The following is a 19791-nucleotide window of genomic DNA, read 5'->3' as shown; positions in this document are numbered from 1 at the left end:
CGAAGGTGCCGTGGTGACAGGTTCCCGAAGCAGCGTTCTACGCCTTCCCCGACTTCGCCCCCGCCGCCCCGGCACCCCCGGCCCCCCAGATCCTCCGCAAGCGCCCTGCCCCCACCGCCCCCCGCGCCTGCCGCTTGGGCACGCAGTGCACGGGCAGCACGCTCAGCCCCCATCCCCCGGCCGCGACCGCGGCCTCCAGCGCCCCCGCTCCGGGCGCGGCCACCAGCCGGAGCACGGCCCACCACCACAGCGCCCCCAGCCCGAGCACGACCCCACGAGCCCTCCAGCGCCGGCTCCCCCAGCCGCGCCGGCTCCCCCAGCCCGCTATCCCCGTCACGGCCGCCACCTCCGGCCCGACGCTATGCCGCCACCCCGGCACGCCGACAGGGCGCACCCCAGGCACACGGGCGCACCTCGAATGCCACCCAAGCCACGCCCGTGTGGCCCTCCGGCACCGCACAGCCCTCCGGCACCACACGTCCCTCCGGAGCCACACGCCCCTCCGGAGCCACACGCCCCTCCGGAGTCACACAGCCGCCCTGCGCCACACGGCCGCCCTGCCCCACACGGCCGCCCTGCACCACACGGCCGCCCCTCGCCAAACAGCGGCACCGTGCTGCAGAAACTTCTCGTGCGAAGCGGCCACCCCGCACCGCACAGCCTTCCGAGCCGAGCGGTGGCGCAGCTCCCACCCGGCCCAGTACCCGCTCCCGCTCCCGCTCGCGTCACCCGTTCTCGGCCTGGAACATCCAGTGATGCTTCTCCAGGTCCGCCGTGATCCCGATGAAGATGTCCTGGCTCACCGGATCCGGCTCTCCTGTCGTCGCGACCCGCTCCCGCATCCGCGCGATCACCGCTCCCAGCGCGTCGACCAGCGTGCCCACGGCGGTGGTGTCGTCCACCCAGCCTTCCGGGGTCACGCCGATCCCGGAGCCGACCGCAACGGTCGCGGCACGGCCGTCGGGCGAGATGCCCAGGGCGGCGGCGCGTTCGGCCACGGTGTCGGAGTACTTCCGCGCGGTGTCGACGACCTCGTCGAGCTGGAGATGCACGGAGCGGAAGCGCGGCCCCACCACGTTCCAGTGGATCTGCTTCGCCACGAGGGCGAGGTCCACGAGATCGACCAGGGCACCCTGCAGCGCCTCGGACACGGTCTTCAGGTTCGCGTCCGACAACGGGCTCTTCACGACGTACATCCGCACCTCCGAGGACTGCCCCCGCCATCCCCTCAACGATGACCGCCGCACGCCACACCGGCAAACGCACACGAATCGGACACCGTGTGCATGGGCGCCATCAGCCGGGACCGAGTCGGCGGAACCCCCGGGCAAGCGAACCCAGCCCAGACCCCCGGGCAAGCGAAAACCCCGGGCGACGCCTCTCCGGATCTCCTGGATCCGGAGAGGCCCGGCCGGGGCCTCACCACTTCTCAGCGCCTGGTCGGGCGCCGCTCACTCATGCCGCGTATGCGTGAAGCCTCACGCGGCGACGACGTCCACCGCTTCGGCGGGCGCCTTGATCGTGACCCGTTCCGGTGGCACACCGGTCACCGATACGGAACCCAGCATCGAGCGAACCGGCGTGGGTACAGGCTCGCTGGGGGTGGCCGCTGCAGACTGGGCCAGCTCGGCGAGGGCGAGCTCGTCGCTCACTTCCCGCATGAGCTCGGACATCCGTACGTCCAGCGCGTCGCAGATGGCGGAGAGCAGCTCGGAGGAAGCCTCCTTCTGCCCCCGCTCCACCTCGGAGAGATAGCCGAGTGAGACTCGGGCGGACGAGGAGACTTCGCGCAGAGTACGGCCCTGGCGCTGGCGCTGCCGACGCAGCACGTCACCCAGCAGGCGACGGAGCAGAATCATCGGTGGCTCCCTCCTCGGACCGCGTAGCCGCATCCATTACGCCCCACCGTACCGCCTTGCGCCGCGGCCGTGCGGGGAGCGATGTCGTGTTCACTCAGGGCTGCAAACATCAAAACCCCCCGTTCCGTTCCGTATCCTGTGCCCGCTCATTCCCAGTCTGTTCGCCCGCAAGCTCCTTCAGGAGCAGTGCGAGTACGCTCCGTACACTCTCTCTACGAATTTCCGCGCGGCCGCCGTTCAACCGCAGAGCCTCCACTTTTCCGCCGCCGGCAGAACCGGCATCCGTCCCGGCGGGCCCGTCCACGGCGACGAAGACCGTCCCCACGGGGTGCCCGTCCTGCGGCTCGGGGCCCGCGACACCGGTGGTGGCGATGCCCCAGTCGGTACCGAGCGCCTTGCGCACACCGGCCGCCATCTGGGCCGCGACCTGCGCATCCACCGCTCCGCGTGCCGCCAGCAGAGTGGCGTCGACATCGAGCAGGTCGTGCTTCAGGTCGGTGGCGTAAGCGGTCACGGACCCCCGGAAGACCTTGGACGCCCCGGGGACCGACGTGATCTCCGCCGCAACGAGGCCACCGGTCAGCGACTCCGCGACGGCGAGCGTCTCGCCGTTCACCGTGAGTAGTCGGACCACGTCGGTGGCCGTGGAACTCACGCTTCCTTCTCCTCCAACGCAGCCTTGCGCGCGGCGATTCCCTGCCTGCGCAAGACAATGGCCTGTTTCACATAGTCGAGCCCGGTCACCACGGTCAGCACGACCGCCGCGGCCATCACCCACCACCTCAGGGTCGCCAGCCACCCCGTCAGTGCGAGCACGTACATGCCCACGGCCACGCCCTGGGTGAGGGTCTTGAGCTTGCCGCCGCGGCTGGCCGGGATGACGCCGTACCGGATGACCAGAAAACGCAGCAGGGTGACTCCGAGTTCCCTGCCGAGGATGACGCCGGTCACCCACCAGGGCAGGTCGCCGAGCGCGGACAGACAGATCAGCGCCGCGCCCATGATCGCCTTGTCGGCGATAGGGTCGGCGATCTTTCCGAAGTCCGTGACCAGGTTGTACGTACGCGCCAGGTGACCGTCGAAGAGGTCCGTGATCATGGCGATGGCGAAAGCGGCCCAGGCGAGGGACCGCCACGCCGGGTCGTAGCCGCCGTCGGCGAGCATGAGGGCGACGAAGCCCGGCACGAGGACCAGCCGGAGCATGGTCAGCAGGTTGGCGATGTTCCAGACGCTGGCCTGGTTGACGGCCGCGGCGGCGATCTTCCCGCCCCGCGGGGTCTTCCCCTCGCCCTCGACGTCGACACCGGCCTCCGCACCGACGACCGCGTCACCGGCGGCGGAACCGGAACCCACGTCGGAAGCAGCACCGTCGGCGGCACCGGACACCGCGTCCGCACCGGTCACCCCACCCGCACCGGACACCGTGTCCGCAGCGGGCACCGCACCGGCGGCCCCACAGTCCCCCGCGTCGACCGCCTCGCCGTGCCCGCCGTCAGGCGCCCCGCCGTGGCCCGCGCCGGGCGCGGCAGCGTGCCCCGCGGCGGACGACCCGCCCTCGGCCGACCGCGCGACCGCGGCCGCGGGTGCCGTCCCCGAGGCCGCCGCAGCCGTACCGGCCGCGGCCCTCCTCACTCCGGAGGAGCCTCCCGCCGCGGATGCCGGTACACCCGTCATCTGCCCGCCTCCTCACTCCACGCAGGCGAGGCGAACGAGCCCTGCAGCGGCTCGGCCACCAGGTCGACACCTTCCGTACCGACCACCTTGGCCTCGACCATACGGCCGACCCGCAGACCCGCGCCGCTCGTGAGCAGCACCTGGCCGTCCGTCTCGGGCGCCTGGTGCTCCGCACGGCCGTACACGCCGTCCTCGTCGACGGTCTCGACGAGGACCCGCACGCTCTGGCCGACGCGTTCCTCGGCCCGCTGCGAGACGAGCTCCTCGGCCATGCGGGAGATGTGGGCCAGGCGCTCGGCGACGACGTCCTCGTCGAGCTTGTCGTCGTAGGTCGCCGCCTCGGTGCCCTCCTCGTCGGAGTAGCCGAAGACGCCGATGGCGTCCAGCCGCGCGCCGTTCAGGAACCGCTCCAGCTCGGCGAGGTCGGCCTCGCTCTCGCCGGGGAAGCCGACGATGAAGTTGGAGCGGACACCGGCCTCGGGCGCCTTGCTCCGGATGGTGTCGAGCAGCTCCAGGAAGCGGTCGGTGTCGCCGAAGCGGCGCATGGCGCGCAGCACGCCGGGCGCGGAGTGCTGGAAGGACAGGTCGAAGTAGGGCGCGACCTTCGGGGTCGAGGTCAGCACGTCGATGAGGCCGGGCCGCATCTCGGCCGGCTGGAGGTAGCTGACCCGGACGCGCTCGATGCCGTCGACCTCGGCGAGCTCGGGCAGCAGCGACTCCAGCAGGCGGATGTCGCCGAGGTCCTTGCCGTAGGAGGTGTTGTTCTCGGAGACCAGCATGACCTCCTTCACGCCCTGCTCGGCCAGCCACCGGGTCTCGTTCAGCACGTCGCTCGGGCGGCGGGAGATGAAGGAGCCGCGGAAGGACGGGATGGCGCAGAAGGAGCAACGCCGGTCGCAGCCGGAGGCGAGCTTCACGGAGGCGACCGGGGAGCCGTCCAGGCGGCGGCGCAGGGGCGCGCGCGGGCCGGAGGCCGGAGCGAGGCCCTCCGGAAGGTCCGCGGGCGCCACGGCGGGCTCGGCCGGGCCGTGTCCGGGCAGGGCGACCCCGGTGGCCGACTCCTGGCGCTCCGCCGGGCTGATCGGCAGCAGCTTGCGCCGGTCGCGCGGGGTGTGCGAGGCGTGGATGCCGCCGTTGAGGATGGTCTGCAGGCGGTCCGAGATGTCCGCGTAGTCGTCGAAGCCGAGCACACCGTCGGCCTCGGGGAGGGCCTCGGCGAGATCCTTGCCGTACCGCTCGGCCATGCAGCCCACCGCCACGACGGCCTGGGTTCTGCCGTGCCCCTTGAGGTCGTTGGCCTCCAGGAGGGCGTCGACGGAGTCCTTCTTGGCGGCTTCGACGAAGCCGCAGGTGTTCACGACGGCGACGTCCGCGTTCTCGGCGTCCTCCACGAGCTGCCAGCCGTCCGCCTCCAAACGGCCTGCGAGCTCCTCCGAGTCCACCTCGTTACGGGCGCAGCCAAGGGTGACGAGTGCGACGGTACGGCGTTCAGGCATGGGCTCAAGACTACTTCGTCCCGCTGACACCCCACGTCGACGGGGTTGGCCGTTTCCCGGCCAACCCCGTATCAACTGGACCTTTCGGGCCGATCACCCGGCCTCGGGGTCGCCCTTCGTGTACGTCAGGCGTTCGACGGACCCCGGCTGGAAGTCCTCTTCGATCTTCTTGCCGTTGACGAAGAGGTCGATCGCGCCGGCGTCGCCGAGGACGAGCTGGACCTTCGAGCTGTCCTGGAAGGTCTTGGTGTCGCCCTGCTTGAGGACGCCGTCGAAGATCATCCGGCCGTTGTGGTCCTTGGCGGCGATCCAGCTGCGGCCGTCGGCGGCGGCCACGCGGACGGTGACCTTGTCCTGCGGCGCGGCGGCGATGGCGCTGTCCGACGGTTCGGGAGCGGGCTCGGCGGGCTTCTTGGTCTTGGTGGTCGGGGATGCGGAGTCGCTGGGCGTGGAGCCCTCGGCCACGTTCGCCTCGGTGCCGCCGTCGTCGCCGCCCTGGAACATCGTGAAGCCGACGAAACCGATCACGGCGACGATCGCGGCGACCATGGCCGCGGTCCAGTTGGGACCGCGCCGCTCCGGACGGATGCGTTCCGCCTCGAAGAGGGGCGCGGCCGGGGTCGGCGCCGGCCGCCCGCCGTGTTCGTCGCCGTACTGGGCGAGCAGCGGCTCGGGGTCGAGGTGGACGGCCTTGGCCAGGGTCCTGATGTGCCCACGGGCGTAGACGTCCCCACCGCAGGGGGAGAAGTCGTCGGCCTCGATCGCGTGCACGATGTTCATGCGGACCCGGGTGGCGCTACTGACGTCGTCGACGGTCAGCCCGGCGGCGATACGAGCCTGCTGCAGGGCACGGCCGATGGAGGGGCGGGCTTCCTCGTGGTCTGCTTCGACGTGCTCGTTTTCGAACGGACGCTCGTCTTCAGGGGAGTTGCCGATGGACACGGGGGCGCCTTTCGAGCGTGTAGCCGCCTGTGCTGGAAGTTCAGTCTAGGGGGGTACCAAAAGGGTGGGGCAACCGGGCGGTGTCACTTTGTACGCCATCGGAATGGCCCGACATTCCGATGGTGGGGTCGCTGTTCTTCGCTTCCCTCAACTTGACGTACACCGTAGGGAAACGGTTGCCCGGTGATCCCTTACGGGTGAGTCACGATCCGGACCCGATTGCCGTAACGCCCCGTGCGGCGATCACCGTCTGCAGCTTCCCTATCCTTCAGACTCCCCCCGGATCAGGGCGAGCACGCCATCCAGCTCGTCAGGCTTCACAAGAACGTCACGAGCCTTCGAACCCTCGCTCGGTCCGACGATGTTCCGGGACTCCATCAGGTCCATCAGCCGGCCGGCCTTGGCGAAGCCGACGCGCAGCTTGCGCTGGAGCATGGACGTCGACCCGAACTGCGTGGAGACGACCAGTTCGGCCGCCTGGCACAGCAGGTCGAGGTCGTCGCCGATGTCCTCGTCGATCTCCTTCTTCTGCTTGGTGCCCACGACGACGTCGTCCCGGAAGACGGGCGTCATCTGGTCCTTGCAGTGCCGGACGACGCCCGCGATCTCCTCCTCGGTGACGAACGCGCCCTGCATACGGGTGGGCTTGTTGGCCCCCATGGGCAGGAACAGCCCGTCGCCCTTGCCGATGAGCTTTTCGGCACCGGGCTGGTCGAGGATGACGCGCGAGTCGGCCAGCGAGGACGTGGCGAACGCCAGGCGTGACGGCACGTTCGCCTTGATCAGACCGGTGACGACGTCCACCGACGGCCGCTGCGTGGCGAGCACCAGGTGGATGCCGGCCGCACGCGCGAGCTGCGTGATGCGCACGATCGCGTCCTCGACGTCCCGCGGCGCGACCATCATCAGGTCGGCGAGCTCGTCGACGATGACCAGCAGGTACGGGTACGGCTGGAGCTCGCGCTCGCTGCCCTCGGGCGGTTTGACCTTGCCCTCGCGCACGGCCTTGTTGAAGTCGTCGATGTGCCGGTAGCCGTAGGCGGCGAGATCGTCGTAGCGCAGGTCCATCTCGCGCACGACCCACTGGAGCGCCTCGGCAGCCCGCTTCGGGTTGGTGATGATCGGCGTGATCAGGTGCGGGATGCCCTCGTACGCGGTCAGTTCGACCCGCTTGGGGTCGACCAGGATCATCCGGACGTCCTCGGGGGTCGCCCGCATCATGATCGAGGTGATCAGGCAGTTGATGCAGGACGACTTGCCGGAGCCGGTGGCACCGGCGACCAGCATGTGCGGCATCTTCGCCAGCGAGTGCATGACGTAGCCGCCCTCGACGTCCTTGCCGAAGGCGACCAGCATCGGGTCGTCGTCCTCGGCGGACTCCGCCAGACGGAGTACGTCACCGAGGTTGACCATCTCCCGGTCCGTGTTCGGGATCTCGATGCCCACCGCGGACTTGCCGGGGATGGGGCTGATGATCCGCACGTCCGGGCTGGCGACGGCGTAGGCGATGTTCTTCGTCAGGGCGGTGATCCGCTCGACCTTCACGGCGGGGCCGAGCTCGACCTCGTAGCGGGTGACCGTCGGGCCGCGGGTGAAGCCGGTGACACTGGCGTCCACCTTGAACTCGGTGAAGACCGTCGTCAGCGACTCGACGATGAGGTCGTTGGCGGCGCTGCGGGCCTTGCCCGGGCCGCCGCGCTCCAGCAGGTCCAGCGACGGCAGCGCGTATGTGATGTCGCCGGAGAGCTGGAGCTGCTCCGCGCGCGCGGGCAGGTCGCGGGGTTCGGCGGGCGGGGTCTTGGTGAGGTCGCGGACACCGGGCCTGGGCCGCTGCGGTTCGGGCGCGGCCTGCTCGGTGCTGTCCTGCTTGAGCTTCTCCTGCTGGGGGCGGGCGGCCGGGACCGGCGTCGGCGTGGTCGCCTCCTGGTCCCCCACCCGGACACCCTGGGTGAGGTCCGCGACGACCGGCGAGGGCGGCATGCCGTGCAGCACGGCCCCGTCGAGGGCCGCGGCGGCCGCCGCTGCGACGTCCACGGCGTCCCTGGGCCGGTCCATGTCGGGCTGCGGCACCGCCGAGCGGCGCGGACGGCCACGGCGCCGCGTGAGCGCCTCCTGTTCGGCAGGGTCGGGGTCGTACGCCTCGGGCGCCGGCGCGCGCCTGCCGCGCGGGCGTGCGGGCAACGCCTCGCGCCACTGCTCCTCGTAACGCTCGTCGTCGTCGGCGAAGGCGAACTCGTCCTCGGCCGGGTCGCGGACGAGCCCGAGACGCACCCCGAGCAGCCGCAGCCGCTGCGGGATGGCGTTGACCGGCGTGGCCGTGACGACCAGCAGCCCGAAGACCGTGAGCAGCACCAGCAGCGGCACGGCGAGCACGTCGCCCATGGCGTACGACAGCGGGGTCGCCATGCCCCAGCCGATGAGGCCGCCGGCGTCCCTTATGGCCTGCATGCCGTCGCCGCGCGCGGGTGAGCCGCACGCGATGTGGACCTGGCCGAGCACGCCGATGACGAGCGCGGACAGGCCGATGACGATGCGTCCGTTGGCCTCGGGCTTCTCCGGGTGCCGGATGAAGCGCACGGCGATGACCGCGAGGAGTATCGGCACCAGCAGGTCGAGCCGGCCGAAGGCGCCGGTCACCAGGATCTCCACGAGGTCGCCCACGGGGCCCTTGAGGTCGGCCCAGGTGCCGGCGGCGACGATCAGCGCGATGGCGAGCAGCAGCAGGGCGACACCGTCCTTGCGGTGGGCCGGGTCGAGGTTCTTGGCGCCCTGCCCTATGCCGCGGAACACGGCGCCGACCGCGTGCGCCACGCCGAGCCACACGGCCCGCACCAGGCGGTAGACGCCACCGGTGGGACTGGGGGCCGGCCTGGGCGCGACCTTCTTGGCCGCGGCCTTCCTGGCGGGCGCCTTCTTCGCGGGAGCCTTCTTGGCGGCGGCCTTCTTCGCCGGAGCCTTCGAGGCCGCCCTCTTGGCGGGCGGCGGCTTCTTGGCTGCGGAGGGACGTGAGGCCATGTGTGTGAGGTTACCGGGGGAGACGACAGGGGACACGTGTGTCCACGGCTTCACCCGTTCGTGTCGCTCCGGGAGAGGCGCGAAACTGACGCGCGGTCACGGACGGATAATCCCGCCTGCGCGCGCGTCAGTTCTGCGAGGACACCGAGGAAGTGCTCCCGGTGCCCGGCTCCAGCGCGTCCAGCGCCCGCCGCAACCCCGTGAGCTTGCGCTCCAGATGAGCCGCCGTGGCCACCGCCGCGGCGTCCGTCGACTCGTCATTGAGCTGCTTGGTCAGCGCTTCGGCCTGCTCCTCGACGGCCGCGAGCCGCGCGGAGAGCTCCGCGAGCAGCCCGGCCGACTCCTTGGCCTCACCGCCCGCGTCCTTGCCGTTGCCCTCCAACTGGAGCCGCAGCAGCGACGCCTGCTCCCGCAGCTGGCAGTTCTTCATGTACAGCTCGACGAAGACCGAGACCTTCGCGCGCAGCACCCACGGGTCGAACGGCTTGGAGATGTAGTCCACCGCGCCCGCCGCGTAGCCCCGGAAGGTGTGGTGCGGGCCGTGGTTGATCGCCGTGAGGAAGATGATCGGGATGTCCCTGGTCCGCTCGCGGCGCTTGATGTGCGCGGCGGTCTCGAAGCCGTCCATCCCCGGCATCTGGACATCCAGCAGGATGACCGCGAAGTCGTCCGTGAGCAGCGCTTTGAGCGCTTCCTCCCCGGACGATGCCCGCACCAGCGTCTGATCGAGCGCAGAGAGGATCGCCTCCAGCGCCAGCAGATTCTCCGGCCGGTCATCGACCAGGAGGATCTTGGCCTTCTGCACCATGGCCCGCCCTCCTCGCCCCGGCGTGGGGCCTCCCCTGTCCGCAGGACCTGTGGCAGCACCGATGGGTGCCGCCCCAGCAGACGACTCCCTTGCGCCGCCCGTCCTTGTGCCGGTCATCGTAGCCGCACCCTGCCCGTCGCCACACCCTGTCACCGTGATGTCACTGTGCACATAGCAGAAACGCAGCAGGAGACCAGAAGGTTCCCCAGATCCTGTACTTCTACACGACTATGCGCACACCGAGTCCGCAACTCCGTGTGAACACCGAACCTTCCCGTCATGGTCGCGCAACTGCCCAACGTTCCCCTCATTCTCCTCGCATCCACTGATCCATCACCGTCAGCAGATGATCGGGGTCGACCGGCTTCGTCACGTAGTCGGACGCCCCGGACTCGATGGCCTTCTCACGGTCGCCCTTCATCGCCTTGGCGGTCAGCGCGATGATCGGCAGACCGGCGAACTGCGGCATCCGGCGGATCGCCGTGGTCGTGGCGTACCCGTCCATCTCGGGCATCATGATGTCCATCAGCACGACCGCCACGTCGTCGTGCTGCTCCAGGACCTCGATCCCCTCCCGGCCGTTCTCCGCGTACAGCACGGACAGGCCGTGCTGCTCCAAGACGCTGGTCAGGGCGAAGACATTGCGGATGTCGTCGTCGACGATCAGGACCTTCTGACCGGCGAAGCGGATGCCGCGGTTCGGCTTGGGCGCCGGTTCCTGCTCGGACGGTGTCCACTGCTCCAGCTGGGCCGGGCGCGGCGGCAGCTCGGGCATCCTGCGCCGCCGCCGGAACAAGGCGGCGGGTCCGCTCTGCGTCTCGCGGTACGACCGCACCTCGGCCGGCGTCTCGGTCTCCACGTCCGACAGCTCCGACAGGTCGTTCGTCGACGCCACCAGGTCACCGGCCTCCAGGGCCGGCAGTTGCTGCTGGTAGCCCTGGGGCGGCAGTTCACTGGGGTGCAGCGGCAGATACAGGGTGAAGGTCGAGCCGCGGCCCGTCTCGCTCTGCGCGTGGATCTCACCGCCGAGCAGCTGGGCGATCTCCCGGGAGATGGACAGCCCGAGGCCCGTGCCGCCGTACTTGCGGCTGGTCGTGCCGTCGGCCTGCTTGAACGCCTCGAAGATCACCCGCATCTTGCTGGAGGCGATGCCGATCCCGGTGTCGGTCACGGAGAACGCGATCAGCTCGGCGTCCGGGTCGGTCAGCGAGCCGGTCTCCATCAGCTGCTCGCGGATCCGCTGCGGCACGTCGTCCCGCGCCGGCCTGATGACCAGCTCCACCGACCCGGAGTCGGTGAACTTCACCGCGTTCGACAGCAGGTTGCGCAGCACCTGCAGCAGCCGCTGTTCGTCGGTGTGCAGCGTCGCGGGCAGCTCCGGCGAGACCCGCACCGACAGGTCCAGGCCCTTCTCCGCGGTCAGCGGCCGGAAGGTGGCCTCCACGTAGTCCACGAGCTGGACGAGCGCGATGCGCGTCGGGGAGACGTCCATCTTGCCCGCCTCGACCTTCGACAGGTCCAGGATGTCGTTGATCAGCTGGAGCAGGTCCGAACCCGCCCCGTGGATCGTCTCCGCGAACTCCACCTGCTTCGGGGAGAGGTTCCCCTCGGCGTTGTCGGCGAGCAGCTTGGCAAGGATGAGCAGCGAGTTGAGCGGCGTACGCAGCTCGTGCGACATGTTCGCGAGGAACTCGCTCTTGTAACGCATCGACACCGCGAGCTGCTCGGCACGCTCCTCCAGGACCTGCCGCGCCTCCTCGATCTCGGTGTTCTTCACCTCGATGTCGCGGTTCTGCTGGGCCAGCAACTCGGCCTTCTCCTCCAGTTCGGCGTTGGACGCCTGGAGGGCCTTCTGCCGCTGTTCCAACTCGGCCGAGCGCTCGCGCAGTTGCTCGGTCAGCTCCTGCGACTGCGCCAGCAGCAACTCGGTCTTGGTGTTGACGGAGATGGTGTTGACGCTCGTCGCGATCATCTCGGCGATCTGGTTCAGGAAGTCCTTCTGGATCTGCGTGAACGGCGTGAACGACGCCAGCTCGATGACGCCGAGCACCTTCCCCTCGAACAGCACCGGCAGCACGATCACCTGCGCGGGCGGTGCCTCGCCGAGCCCCGAGGAGATCTTCAGATAGCCACTGGGCGCGTTCTCGACGAGGATCGTGCGCTTCTCCGTGGCCGCCGTCCCGATCAGCGCCTCACCGGGCTCGAACGACGTCGGCATCGAGCCCATCGAGTAGCCGTAACTGCCCAGCATGCGCAGCTCGTACTGGTCGTCGTCCGCGGCGTTCATGTCCTCGCCGTCGACGAGCGGCATGGCCAGGAAGAACGCGCCGTGCTGCGCGGAGACGACCGGCGTCAGCTCACTCATGATCAGCGAGGCCACGTCCTCCAGGTCCCGGCGGCCCTGCATGAGCGCCGAGATCCGGGCCAGGTTGCCCTTCAGCCAGTCCTGCTCCTTGTTGGCGATCGTGGTGTCGCGCAGGTTGGCGATCATCTTGTTGATGTAGTCCTGGAGCTCCTGGATCTCCCCGGACGCGTCCACGTCGATCTTCAGGTTCAGATCGCCCCGGGTCACCGCGGTCGCCACGCGCGCGATGGCACGCACCTGCCGGGTCAGGTTCCCGGCCATCTCGTTCACCGACTCGGTCAGGTCCCGCCAGGTGCCGTCCACGTCACGCACGCGTGCCTGGCCGCCGAGCTGCCCCTCCGTGCCCACCTCGCGGGCCACCCGGGTGACCTCCTCCGCGAAGGACGACAGCTGGTCGACCATCGTGTTGATGGTCGTCTTCAGCTCCAGGATCTCGCCGCGCGCGTCGATGTCGATCTTCTTGGTCAGGTCACCCTTGGCGATGGCCGTGGTCACCATGGCGATGTTGCGCACCTGACCGGTCAGGTTGGACGCCATCTGGTTCACGGACTCGGTGAGGTCCTTCCACGTGCCCGCCACACCGGGTACGTGCGCCTGCCCGCCGAGGATGCCGTCCGTACCCACCTCACGCGCCACCTTGGTGACCTGCTCGGCGAACGAACTCAGCGTCTTCACCATCGTGTTGATGGTGTCGGCGAGCTGCGCGACCTCACCGCGCGCCTCGATGGTGACCTGCCGTGTCAGGTCACCGTTGGCGACCGCCGCCGAGACCTGGGAGATGTTCCGCACCTGAGTGGTGAGGTTCTTCGCCATCAGGTTGACGTTGTCGCTCAGGTCCTTCCAGATGCCCGTGACACCGGGCACGTGCGCCTGGCCGCCCAGGATGCCCTCGGTGCCCACCTCACGGGCCACCCGGGTCACCTGCTCGGCGAAGGACGACAGCTGGTCCACCATCGTGTTCACGGTCGTGACCAGCTCGAGGATCTCGCCCTTGGCGTCGACGGTGATCTTCTTCGACAGGTCGCCCCGGGCCACCGCCGTCGTGACCTCGGCGATGTTGCGCACCTGGATGGTCAGGTTGTTCGCCATGCCGTTCACCGACTGGGTGAGGTCCTTCCAGGTACCGGAGACACCCTGCACCTCGGCCTGACCACCGAGGATGCCCTCCGTACCCACCTCACGGGCCACACGCGTGACCTCTTCCGCGAACGACGACAGCTGGTCCACCATCGTGTTCAGGGTGTTCTTCAGCTCCAGGATCTCCCCGCGCGCGTCCACGGTGATCTTCTGGGACAGGTCACCCCTGGCCACCGCGGTGGCCACCTGGGCGATGTTGCGCACCTGGCCGGTCAGGTTGGACGCCATGCCGTTCACGGAGTCCGTCAGGTCCCGCCACACCCCGGCCACGCCCGGCACCTGCGCCTGACCGCCCAGCCGGCCGTCCGTACCCACCTCGCGGGCGACCCGGGTCACCTGGTCGGCGAAGGCCGAGAGCTGGTCGACCATCGTGTTGATGGTGTTCTTCAGCTCCAGGATCTCCCCGCGCGCGTCCACGTCGATCTTCTGCGACAGGTCACCCCGGGCCACCGCCGTCGTCACCTGGGCGATGTTGCGCACCTGGGACGTGAGGTTCCCGGCCATCGAGTTGACGGAGTCCGTGAGCTCCTTCCAGGTGCCCGACACACCGTCGACACGGGCCTGACCGCCCAGCCGGCCCTCCGTGCCCACGTCCCGGGCCATCCGCGTCACCTGGTCGGCGAAGGACGACAGCTGGTCCACCATCGTGTTCACGGTGTTCTTCAGCTTGAGCATCTCGCCGGAGACGTCGACCGTGACCTTCTGCGACAGGTCGCCGTTGGCCACCGCCGTCGTCACCTGGGCGATGTTCCTCACCTGACCGGTGAGGTTCCGGAACGCCGTGTTGACCGAGTCCGTCAGGTCCTTCCACGTGCCCGCCGCGCCCGGCACCTGCGCCTGGCCGCCCAGTTCACCTTCGACACCGATCTCCCGCGCCACACGCGTCACTTCGGCACCGAACGCGGACAGCTGGTCCACCATCGTGTTGACGGTGTTCTTCAGCTCCAGCATCTCGCCGGCCACATCGACCGTGACCTTCTGCGAGAGGTCACCGTTGGCCACCGCCGTCGTCACCGCGGCGATGTCCCGCACCTGGGTGGTCAGATTCCGGAAGACCGTGTTCACCGAATCGGTGAGGTCCTTCCACGTCCCCGCCGCACCCGGCACATTGGCCTGGCCGCCCAGCTGCCCCTCGGCACCGACCTCGTTGGCCACGCGCGTGACCTCGTCCGCGAAGATGCGCAGCGTCTCGGTCATCTGGTTGATGGTGTCGGCGAGCTGCGCGACCTCACCGCGCGCCGGCACGGTCACCTTGCGCGACAGATCACCGTTGGCGACCGCGGTCGTCACCTCCGCGATGCCACGCACCTGAGCCGTCAGGTTCCCGGCCATCGTGTTCACCGAATCGGTGAGTTCCTTCCACACCCCGGCGACGCCCGGCACCTGCGCCTGACCGCCCAGCGCGCCCTCGGTACCCACCTCACGGGCCACCCGCGTGACCTCGGACGAGAACGCCGACAGCTGGTCCACCATCGTGTTGACGGTGTTCTTCAGCTCCAGCATCTCGCCGGCCACCTGGACCGTGACCTTCCGCGACAGATCACCCTTGGCGACCGCCGTCGTCACCAGCGCGATGTCCCTCACCTGGGCCGTCAGCCGGTACGCCATCGTGTTGACGGAGTCCGTCAGGTCCCGCCAGGAACCCGACATGCCCCGCACCCGGGCCTGCCCGCCCAGCTTGCCTTCGGTGCCCACCTCACTGGCCACACGGGTGACCTCGTCGGTGAACGTCGACAGCTGGTCGACCAGGTTGTTGACGGTCCGCCCGACCTTCAGGAACTCGCCCCTCAGCGGCTGACTGTTCCCGTCGGCCACCTGGGTCCGCAGCTCCATACGCGGCGACAGATCACCCTCGGCCACCGCCGACAGCACCCGGCCGACCTCGGACACCGGCCGCACCAGGTCGTCCACCAGGGCGTTCGAGTTGTCGATCGCCGTCGCCCAGGAACCCTCGCAGGCACCCGTCTCCAGCCGCTCGGTCAGCTTGCCCTCACGGCCGACCATCCGCCGCACCCGCGACAGCTCACCCGTCAGATGCAGATTGCGGTCGGCGACCTCGTTGAAGACGGCCGCGATCTCGGCCATCACGCCGTCCCCGGACACCGTGAGCCGCTTGCGGAAGTTCCCGTCCCGCATCGACACCAGGGCCGCCATCAGGCGGTTCAGGGCAGCCGTGTCCACCTCGGTCGTGCCGCTGCGCACCTTGCCCTGGCTGACCGGGGACTGTCCGCCCTTCGCGCGCGCCTTCTTGCCGCGCGTCGCTGCGCCAGACTCCACTGTGTCCCTCCCGCAGGGGTCGACCGTCACTGCTGTGCTCGGGTACCGCGCTCGGCGTACCAGTTACTACTGCGTATTCTCTGCCCTGCATACCAGGCCGCTGCCAAGGGGCTGCTGCCCACGGTCGCTGTCGGACACACAGCCTGCCCGGACCTTCACAGGAAGCCTGCCCAGTGTTTCACCCCGGCCGAACCAGGCCATAACAGTTCGGCAGCTTCGCACATCGTCCGCACACCCTCCGGACGGAAACACTGCAGACCGGCATCCGCACGGACCGCGAAGGTAAGTAACCTTGCATCCGGCTGTCCAGCCGCGCCGGTCCCGTCCGGCCTGGGCGGTGGCACGAAGACGAGCGGGCATCGGAGGGGCGGCCGCACACGACATGACCACCGGACTGATCCCGGGGGAACAGCCCCCGGACCCCCGGCCGACGGGCAGCCTGCCGCAGCAGCGGCGCGAACCGGTCGGCCCCGCAGCCCAGCACGACGAGAACCGGTCGAGGAGTTCTGTGATCACCGCGCGCGCGGCCGCCAGTTTCGAGCCCGTCGGGCGCTCGGTCGCGAGCGCCCGCTCGTTCGTCCGCGACACCCTCCAGGGCTGGGGCTTCGCCGACGTCGTCGACGACGCCGTCGTTCTCACCAGCGAACTGGTGACCAACGCCGTGGTCCACGCCGGCACGTCCGCCGACGTGCTGTGTCTGCGCAGCGACGACGGCGTGCGCATCGAGGTGGCCGACCGCTACCCCGAGCGCGAGATCCCCCTCCAGGGCACCGCGATCAACATGGGCAGCCCCGACCGCGAGGGCGGCCGCGGCCTCCAGCTGTGCGCGGCCCTCGCCGGCCGCTGGGGCGTCGAGTACACCCCCACCCACAAGACCGTCTGGTTCCAACTGGACCTGCCCGCACGCGCGGTGGGCACCCGCGCCGCCGGCCCCGCCCTCCCCTTGGACCTCCTCCCCCTCGCCGACGGCCGGGTCCGCGTCGCCGTCATCCAGATCGACCGCACCGGCCACATCACCGCCTGGAACGAGGACGCCGAGGAACTCTTCGGCTACCCGGCCGAGCAGGTCACCGGCAAGCCCCTGACCGACCTCGCGGCCTGGCCCCACACCCCCGGCACCAGCACCGGCATCGCCGAAGCCCTCCGCCTCTCCCGCTGGGAAGGCAGCTACGGCATCCGCGCCGCCACCGGCCGCGTCACCCCCGTCTACGCCTCCCACCTGCGCGTCCGCGACACCGGCGGCGAGCCGTCAACCGTGTGCCTCCTGGTACGGGACCACGAACGGGCAGTTCTGCAGACACCCCTGCGTGTCCCCGCCTCGGACACCTCGACCGGCGCCGAGGGCCAGAGCACCGACCCCTTCGAGGTCTTCATCGGCTCCCCCGCCCCGGACGACCTCGACGGCCTCCTCCAGCGCACGGTGGAACGCGCCCGGGACATGCTCGACGGCGACTCGGCGTTCCTCCTCCTGGCCACCGACGACGAGACGGAACTGGAGGTCCGCGCCTCCACCGGCCTCCCCTCCGCCCGCCAGCGCTTCGCCCGCGTCCCCGTCGAGGCCGGCCCCGGCCGCTACGGCTCGGCCCGCATGCCCGCCGTCCACGACGACCTGACCGCGGTCCCCGGCGCGGTCCCCCTCCTGAACGGCACGGGCATGCGCTCGGTCGTCACCGTCCCGCTGAAGGTCGAGGGCCGCCTCACCGGCTCCCTCGGCGTCGCCGCCGAAGCGCCCGCCCGGTACTCCAACGAGGAGGCCCTGCGTCTCCAGTTCGCCGCCGACCGCATCGCCCTGGCCGTCGAGTCGGCCCGTCTGGGTGAACTGGAACGCCTGCGCCGCGGCTCCCTCAGCTTCCTCGTCGAGGCCTCCGACCTGCTGGCCGGCACCCTGGACCGCGACCAGACCCTGGCCCTCATGGCGCAGATGACGGTCCCGACCCTCGCCACCTGGTGCGCCGTCTACACGATCGCCGACCAGGCCTCCGAGCCCTACCTCTCCTACGTGCTGCACGAGGACGAGGAACTCATCGACGGCATCAAGTCCCTGCTGTCGAAGGTCCCGCCGCCCGACCCGGTCCCCACCCCGGGCGCCCGCGTGTGGACGGCCCCCGCCGAGGTCGCCCACCAGGCGGCCCTGCGCAGCTCCATGCGCAGCCTCGGCCTCAGCGGCAGCACCACCCGCCAGGTCACGCCGGGCATCGGCCCCACCCTCGCCACCGCCTCCGCCGTCGGCGGCGAGACCGTCGTCCTGCCCCTGGTCGCCCGCAACCGCGTCATCGGCATGCTCACCCTCGGCAAGCCCACCGACGAGCACTTCCGCCAGGAGATCCTGGAACTCGCCGAGGACCTCTCCCGGCGGGCCGCCCTGGCCCTGGACAACGCCCGCCTCTACTCGGAGCGCACGGCGATCAGCCAGTCCCTCCAGCGCAGCCTCCTGCCCCCGGGACTCCCCGAGATCGACGGCGTGGAGGTCGACGTCATCTACCGCGCGGCCGGCGAGGGCAACGAGGTCGGCGGCGACTTCTACGACGTCTTCCCCATCCGCGACGGCGCCTACGGCTTCGCCATCGGCGACGTCTGCGGCACGGGCCCGAACGCGGCAGCCGTCACGGGCCTGGCCCGCCACGCCCTGCGCCTGCTGGCCCGGGAGGGCCTCAGCGGCCCGGCGGTCCTGGAGCGCCTGAACTCCGCGATCCTCGACGAGGGCTCCCGCAGCCGCTTCCTCACCCTCCTCTACGGCGAGATGCGCCCGCAGGAGGACGGCAGCGCGGAGCTGAAGGTGGTCTGCGCCGGCCATCCGCTGCCGCTGCGCCTGCGCCAGGACGGCTCGGTCGAACCGGCGGCGGAACCCCAGCCGCTCCTCGGCGTCATCGAGGACCTGGAGCTGTACGAGCAGTCCGTCACCCTCGACCCCGGCGACGTTCTCCTGTGCGTCACGGACGGTGTCACCGAGCGCCGTGAGGGTGCGCGCATGCTCGGTGACGACGGCCTCGCCGATGTCCTCACGACCTGCACGGGTCTGACGGCCGGCGCGGTCGCGGCCCGCATCATGCGCGCGGTGGAACGCTTCGCGTCGGACGCCCCGTCGGACGACATGGCGATCCTGGCGATGCGCGTCCCGGGCCCTCAGAAGGACTAGGGAAACGCAAGAGGCCCCACCCGAGAGGGTGGGGCCTTTTTGTCGGAGCCCCCAAGCGGAATCGAACCGCTGACCTTCTCCTTACCATGGAGACGCTCTACCGACTGAGCTATAGGGGCCTGTTGCTTTGCGAGGTTTCCCCCGCGGCAACGGAATAGATCATACCCCGAACAGACCCGTGCTCCCAACCGCGTCAGAACGCGGGCTGCAGCAGCCCTCCGAGGGCATTGCAGGCGGACACGATGCGCTGCATGTCCCGCTTGGTCAGCGACGCGTCCACGGGCAGCGCGAGCGTCTCGTCGGAGGCTCGCTCGGTCTCCGGCAGCGCGACGCACCGCCGGAATTCGGGCAGCCGGTGCACGGGCGTCTTCACGGGCACCCGGCACTCAACTCCCTTGGCCCGCACGGCCCGCGCGAAGGCGTCCCGATCCGGCCGCCCGTTGCCGGGCACCCGCACGACGTACTGCTGGTAGGTGTGTCCGTCACCGTCGTCCGGCACCCGCACGCCCCTCAACTTGGCGTGGAGGTAGCCTGCGCGCTCCCTGCGCTGGGCTATCTCGTCGTACGGCGCCTCGGACTCACTCTGTTCCAGAACAAGCAGTCCGTGCCGCTGTCCGAGCGCGTGCAGCCGCGGGAGGTCCGCGAGCCGACCGAAGCGGTGGACGACGACCACGGCCGCGGTCCTCGGAGTCAGCGCCGCTTCCACAGCAGCGGCGTCGAGGCAGTAGGTGGCGGGATCTATGTCGGCGAACACGGGCAGAGCCCCGGCCTTGGCCACGGCCTCGGCAACCTCGACGTTCCCGAAGGCCGGCACCACGACCTCGTCACCGAGTCCGACACCGGCGGCCCTGAGCATTGCAGCAGTACCCATGCTGTGGATGCTGGTCGCGCAACGTGAACTTCAAGTGACGCGAAACAAAAAAGGGTTGGACCCGAAACCGAAGTTCCGGGTCCAACCCTTTCAATGATTGTTCGGCGGCGTCCTAATCTCCCACAGGGTCCCCCCTGCAGTACCATCGGCGCTGTAAGGCTTAGCTTCCGGGTTCGGAATGTAACCGGGCGTTTCCCCTACGCTATAACCA

General features: G+C 70.0%; 12 protein-coding genes, 1 tRNA gene and 1 rRNA gene. 1 reads left to right on the top strand and 13 read right to left on the bottom strand.

Translation table 11 applies throughout. The features are described 5' to 3' along the window. Window positions 1–37 precede the first annotated feature (37 nt). The 10 genes from ACFV20_RS20730 to ACFV20_RS20685 all read right to left on the bottom strand — a co-directional run bounded on the left by ACFV20_RS20730 (window position 38) and on the right by ACFV20_RS20685 (window position 15573). Window positions 38–337: a hypothetical protein gene (locus ACFV20_RS20730; protein ID WP_385658527.1), complete on the bottom strand. Its 300-nt coding sequence runs from the start codon at window positions 335–337 to the stop codon at window positions 38–40. Between the two features lie 388 nt (window positions 338–725). Further along, window positions 726–1196 (bottom strand): Dps family protein, encoded by a 471-nt coding sequence (locus ACFV20_RS20725; RefSeq protein ID WP_385658525.1) that lies wholly within the window; start codon window positions 1194–1196, stop codon window positions 726–728. Between the two features lie 282 nt (window positions 1197–1478). After that, window positions 1479–1859, bottom strand: coding sequence for a helix-turn-helix domain-containing protein (locus tag ACFV20_RS20720; protein ID WP_033314530.1), 381 nt, complete (start codon window positions 1857–1859; stop codon window positions 1479–1481). Between the two features lie 109 nt (window positions 1860–1968). Continuing rightward, entirely contained in the window at window positions 1969–2514 is a 546-nt protein-coding gene (locus tag ACFV20_RS20715; protein ID WP_385658523.1) for a CinA family protein, read from the bottom strand. Beyond that, on the bottom strand, window positions 2511–3299 hold the full coding sequence (pgsA, locus tag ACFV20_RS20710) for a CDP-diacylglycerol--glycerol-3-phosphate 3-phosphatidyltransferase (protein WP_385658684.1): 789 nt from the start codon (window positions 3297–3299) through the stop codon (window positions 2511–2513). Before pgsA ends, ACFV20_RS20715 begins: the two co-directional genes overlap by 4 nt. A gap of 230 nt (window positions 3300–3529) precedes the next feature. Next, complete coding sequence (rimO, locus tag ACFV20_RS20705; RefSeq protein WP_385658521.1) at window positions 3530–5029, bottom strand: 30S ribosomal protein S12 methylthiotransferase RimO; 1500 nt, start codon at window positions 5027–5029, stop codon at window positions 3530–3532. A gap of 93 nt (window positions 5030–5122) precedes the next feature. After that, a complete protein-coding gene (locus ACFV20_RS20700; RefSeq protein WP_385658519.1) occupies window positions 5123–5971 on the bottom strand; it encodes a helix-turn-helix domain-containing protein in 849 nt (282 codons plus the stop codon). Window positions 5972–6232: 261 nt separating this feature from the next. Beyond that, window positions 6233–8986: a DNA translocase FtsK 4TM domain-containing protein gene (locus ACFV20_RS20695; protein WP_385658517.1), complete on the bottom strand. Its 2754-nt coding sequence runs from the start codon at window positions 8984–8986 to the stop codon at window positions 6233–6235. 127 nt (window positions 8987–9113) lie between these two features. Next, window positions 9114–9794, bottom strand: coding sequence for a two-component system response regulator (locus ACFV20_RS20690; protein WP_030853408.1), 681 nt, complete (start codon window positions 9792–9794; stop codon window positions 9114–9116). 307 nt (window positions 9795–10101) lie between these two features. Next, window positions 10102–15573 carry a HAMP domain-containing protein gene (locus ACFV20_RS20685; protein ID WP_385658515.1) on the bottom strand — a complete coding sequence of 1824 codons (5472 nt, stop codon included), beginning with the start codon at window positions 15571–15573 and terminating at the stop codon, window positions 10102–10104. Between the two features lie 382 nt (window positions 15574–15955). Here ACFV20_RS20685 and ACFV20_RS20680 point away from each other — a divergent pair, with 382 nt between their 5' ends. Further along, window positions 15956–18709 carry a SpoIIE family protein phosphatase gene (locus ACFV20_RS20680; protein ID WP_385658513.1) on the top strand — a complete coding sequence of 918 codons (2754 nt, stop codon included), beginning with the start codon at window positions 15956–15958 and terminating at the stop codon, window positions 18707–18709. 46 nt (window positions 18710–18755) lie between these two features. Here the strand turns inward: ACFV20_RS20680 and ACFV20_RS20675 are convergent. From ACFV20_RS20675 to rrf, 3 genes are all read right to left on the bottom strand, one after another. After that, a tRNA-Thr gene (locus ACFV20_RS20675) sits at window positions 18756–18828 on the bottom strand. A gap of 74 nt (window positions 18829–18902) precedes the next feature. Then, a complete protein-coding gene (locus ACFV20_RS20670; protein ID WP_385658683.1) occupies window positions 18903–19565 on the bottom strand; it encodes a DegT/DnrJ/EryC1/StrS family aminotransferase in 663 nt (220 codons plus the stop codon). 114 nt (window positions 19566–19679) lie between these two features. Beyond that, a 5S ribosomal RNA gene (gene rrf / locus ACFV20_RS20665) occupies window positions 19680–19791 on the bottom strand; the annotation flags it as partial.

Origin of the sequence: Streptomyces sp. NPDC059696, from assembly GCF_042733745.1 — a bacterium.
Classification (GTDB): domain Bacteria; phylum Actinomycetota; class Actinomycetes; order Streptomycetales; family Streptomycetaceae; genus Streptomyces.
The sequence above is the reverse complement of the archived record's forward strand: the minus strand, read 5'-3'. Positions and strand labels throughout refer to the sequence as shown.

Excerpts from the sequence above, each read along its gene's own strand:
- ACFV20_RS20725 (WP_385658525.1), bottom strand. The coding sequence starts at position 1,196 with ATGTACGTCGTGAAGAGCCCGTTGTCGGACGCGAACCTGAAGACCGTG.
- ACFV20_RS20720 (WP_033314530.1), bottom strand. The coding sequence starts at position 1,859 with ATGATTCTGCTCCGTCGCCTGCTGGGTGACGTGCTGCGTCGGCAGCGC.
- rimO (WP_385658521.1), bottom strand. The coding sequence starts at position 5,029 with ATGCCTGAACGCCGTACCGTCGCACTCGTCACCCTTGGCTGCGCCCGT.
- ACFV20_RS20695 (WP_385658517.1), bottom strand. The coding sequence starts at position 8,986 with ATGGCCTCACGTCCCTCCGCAGCCAAGAAGCCGCCGCCCGCCAAGAGG.
- ACFV20_RS20690 (WP_030853408.1), bottom strand. The coding sequence starts at position 9,794 with ATGGTGCAGAAGGCCAAGATCCTCCTGGTCGATGACCGGCCGGAGAAT.
- ACFV20_RS20680 (WP_385658513.1), top strand. The coding sequence starts at position 15,956 with ATGACCACCGGACTGATCCCGGGGGAACAGCCCCCGGACCCCCGGCCG.
- ACFV20_RS20670 (WP_385658683.1), bottom strand. The coding sequence starts at position 19,565 with ATGCTCAGGGCCGCCGGTGTCGGACTCGGTGACGAGGTCGTGGTGCCG.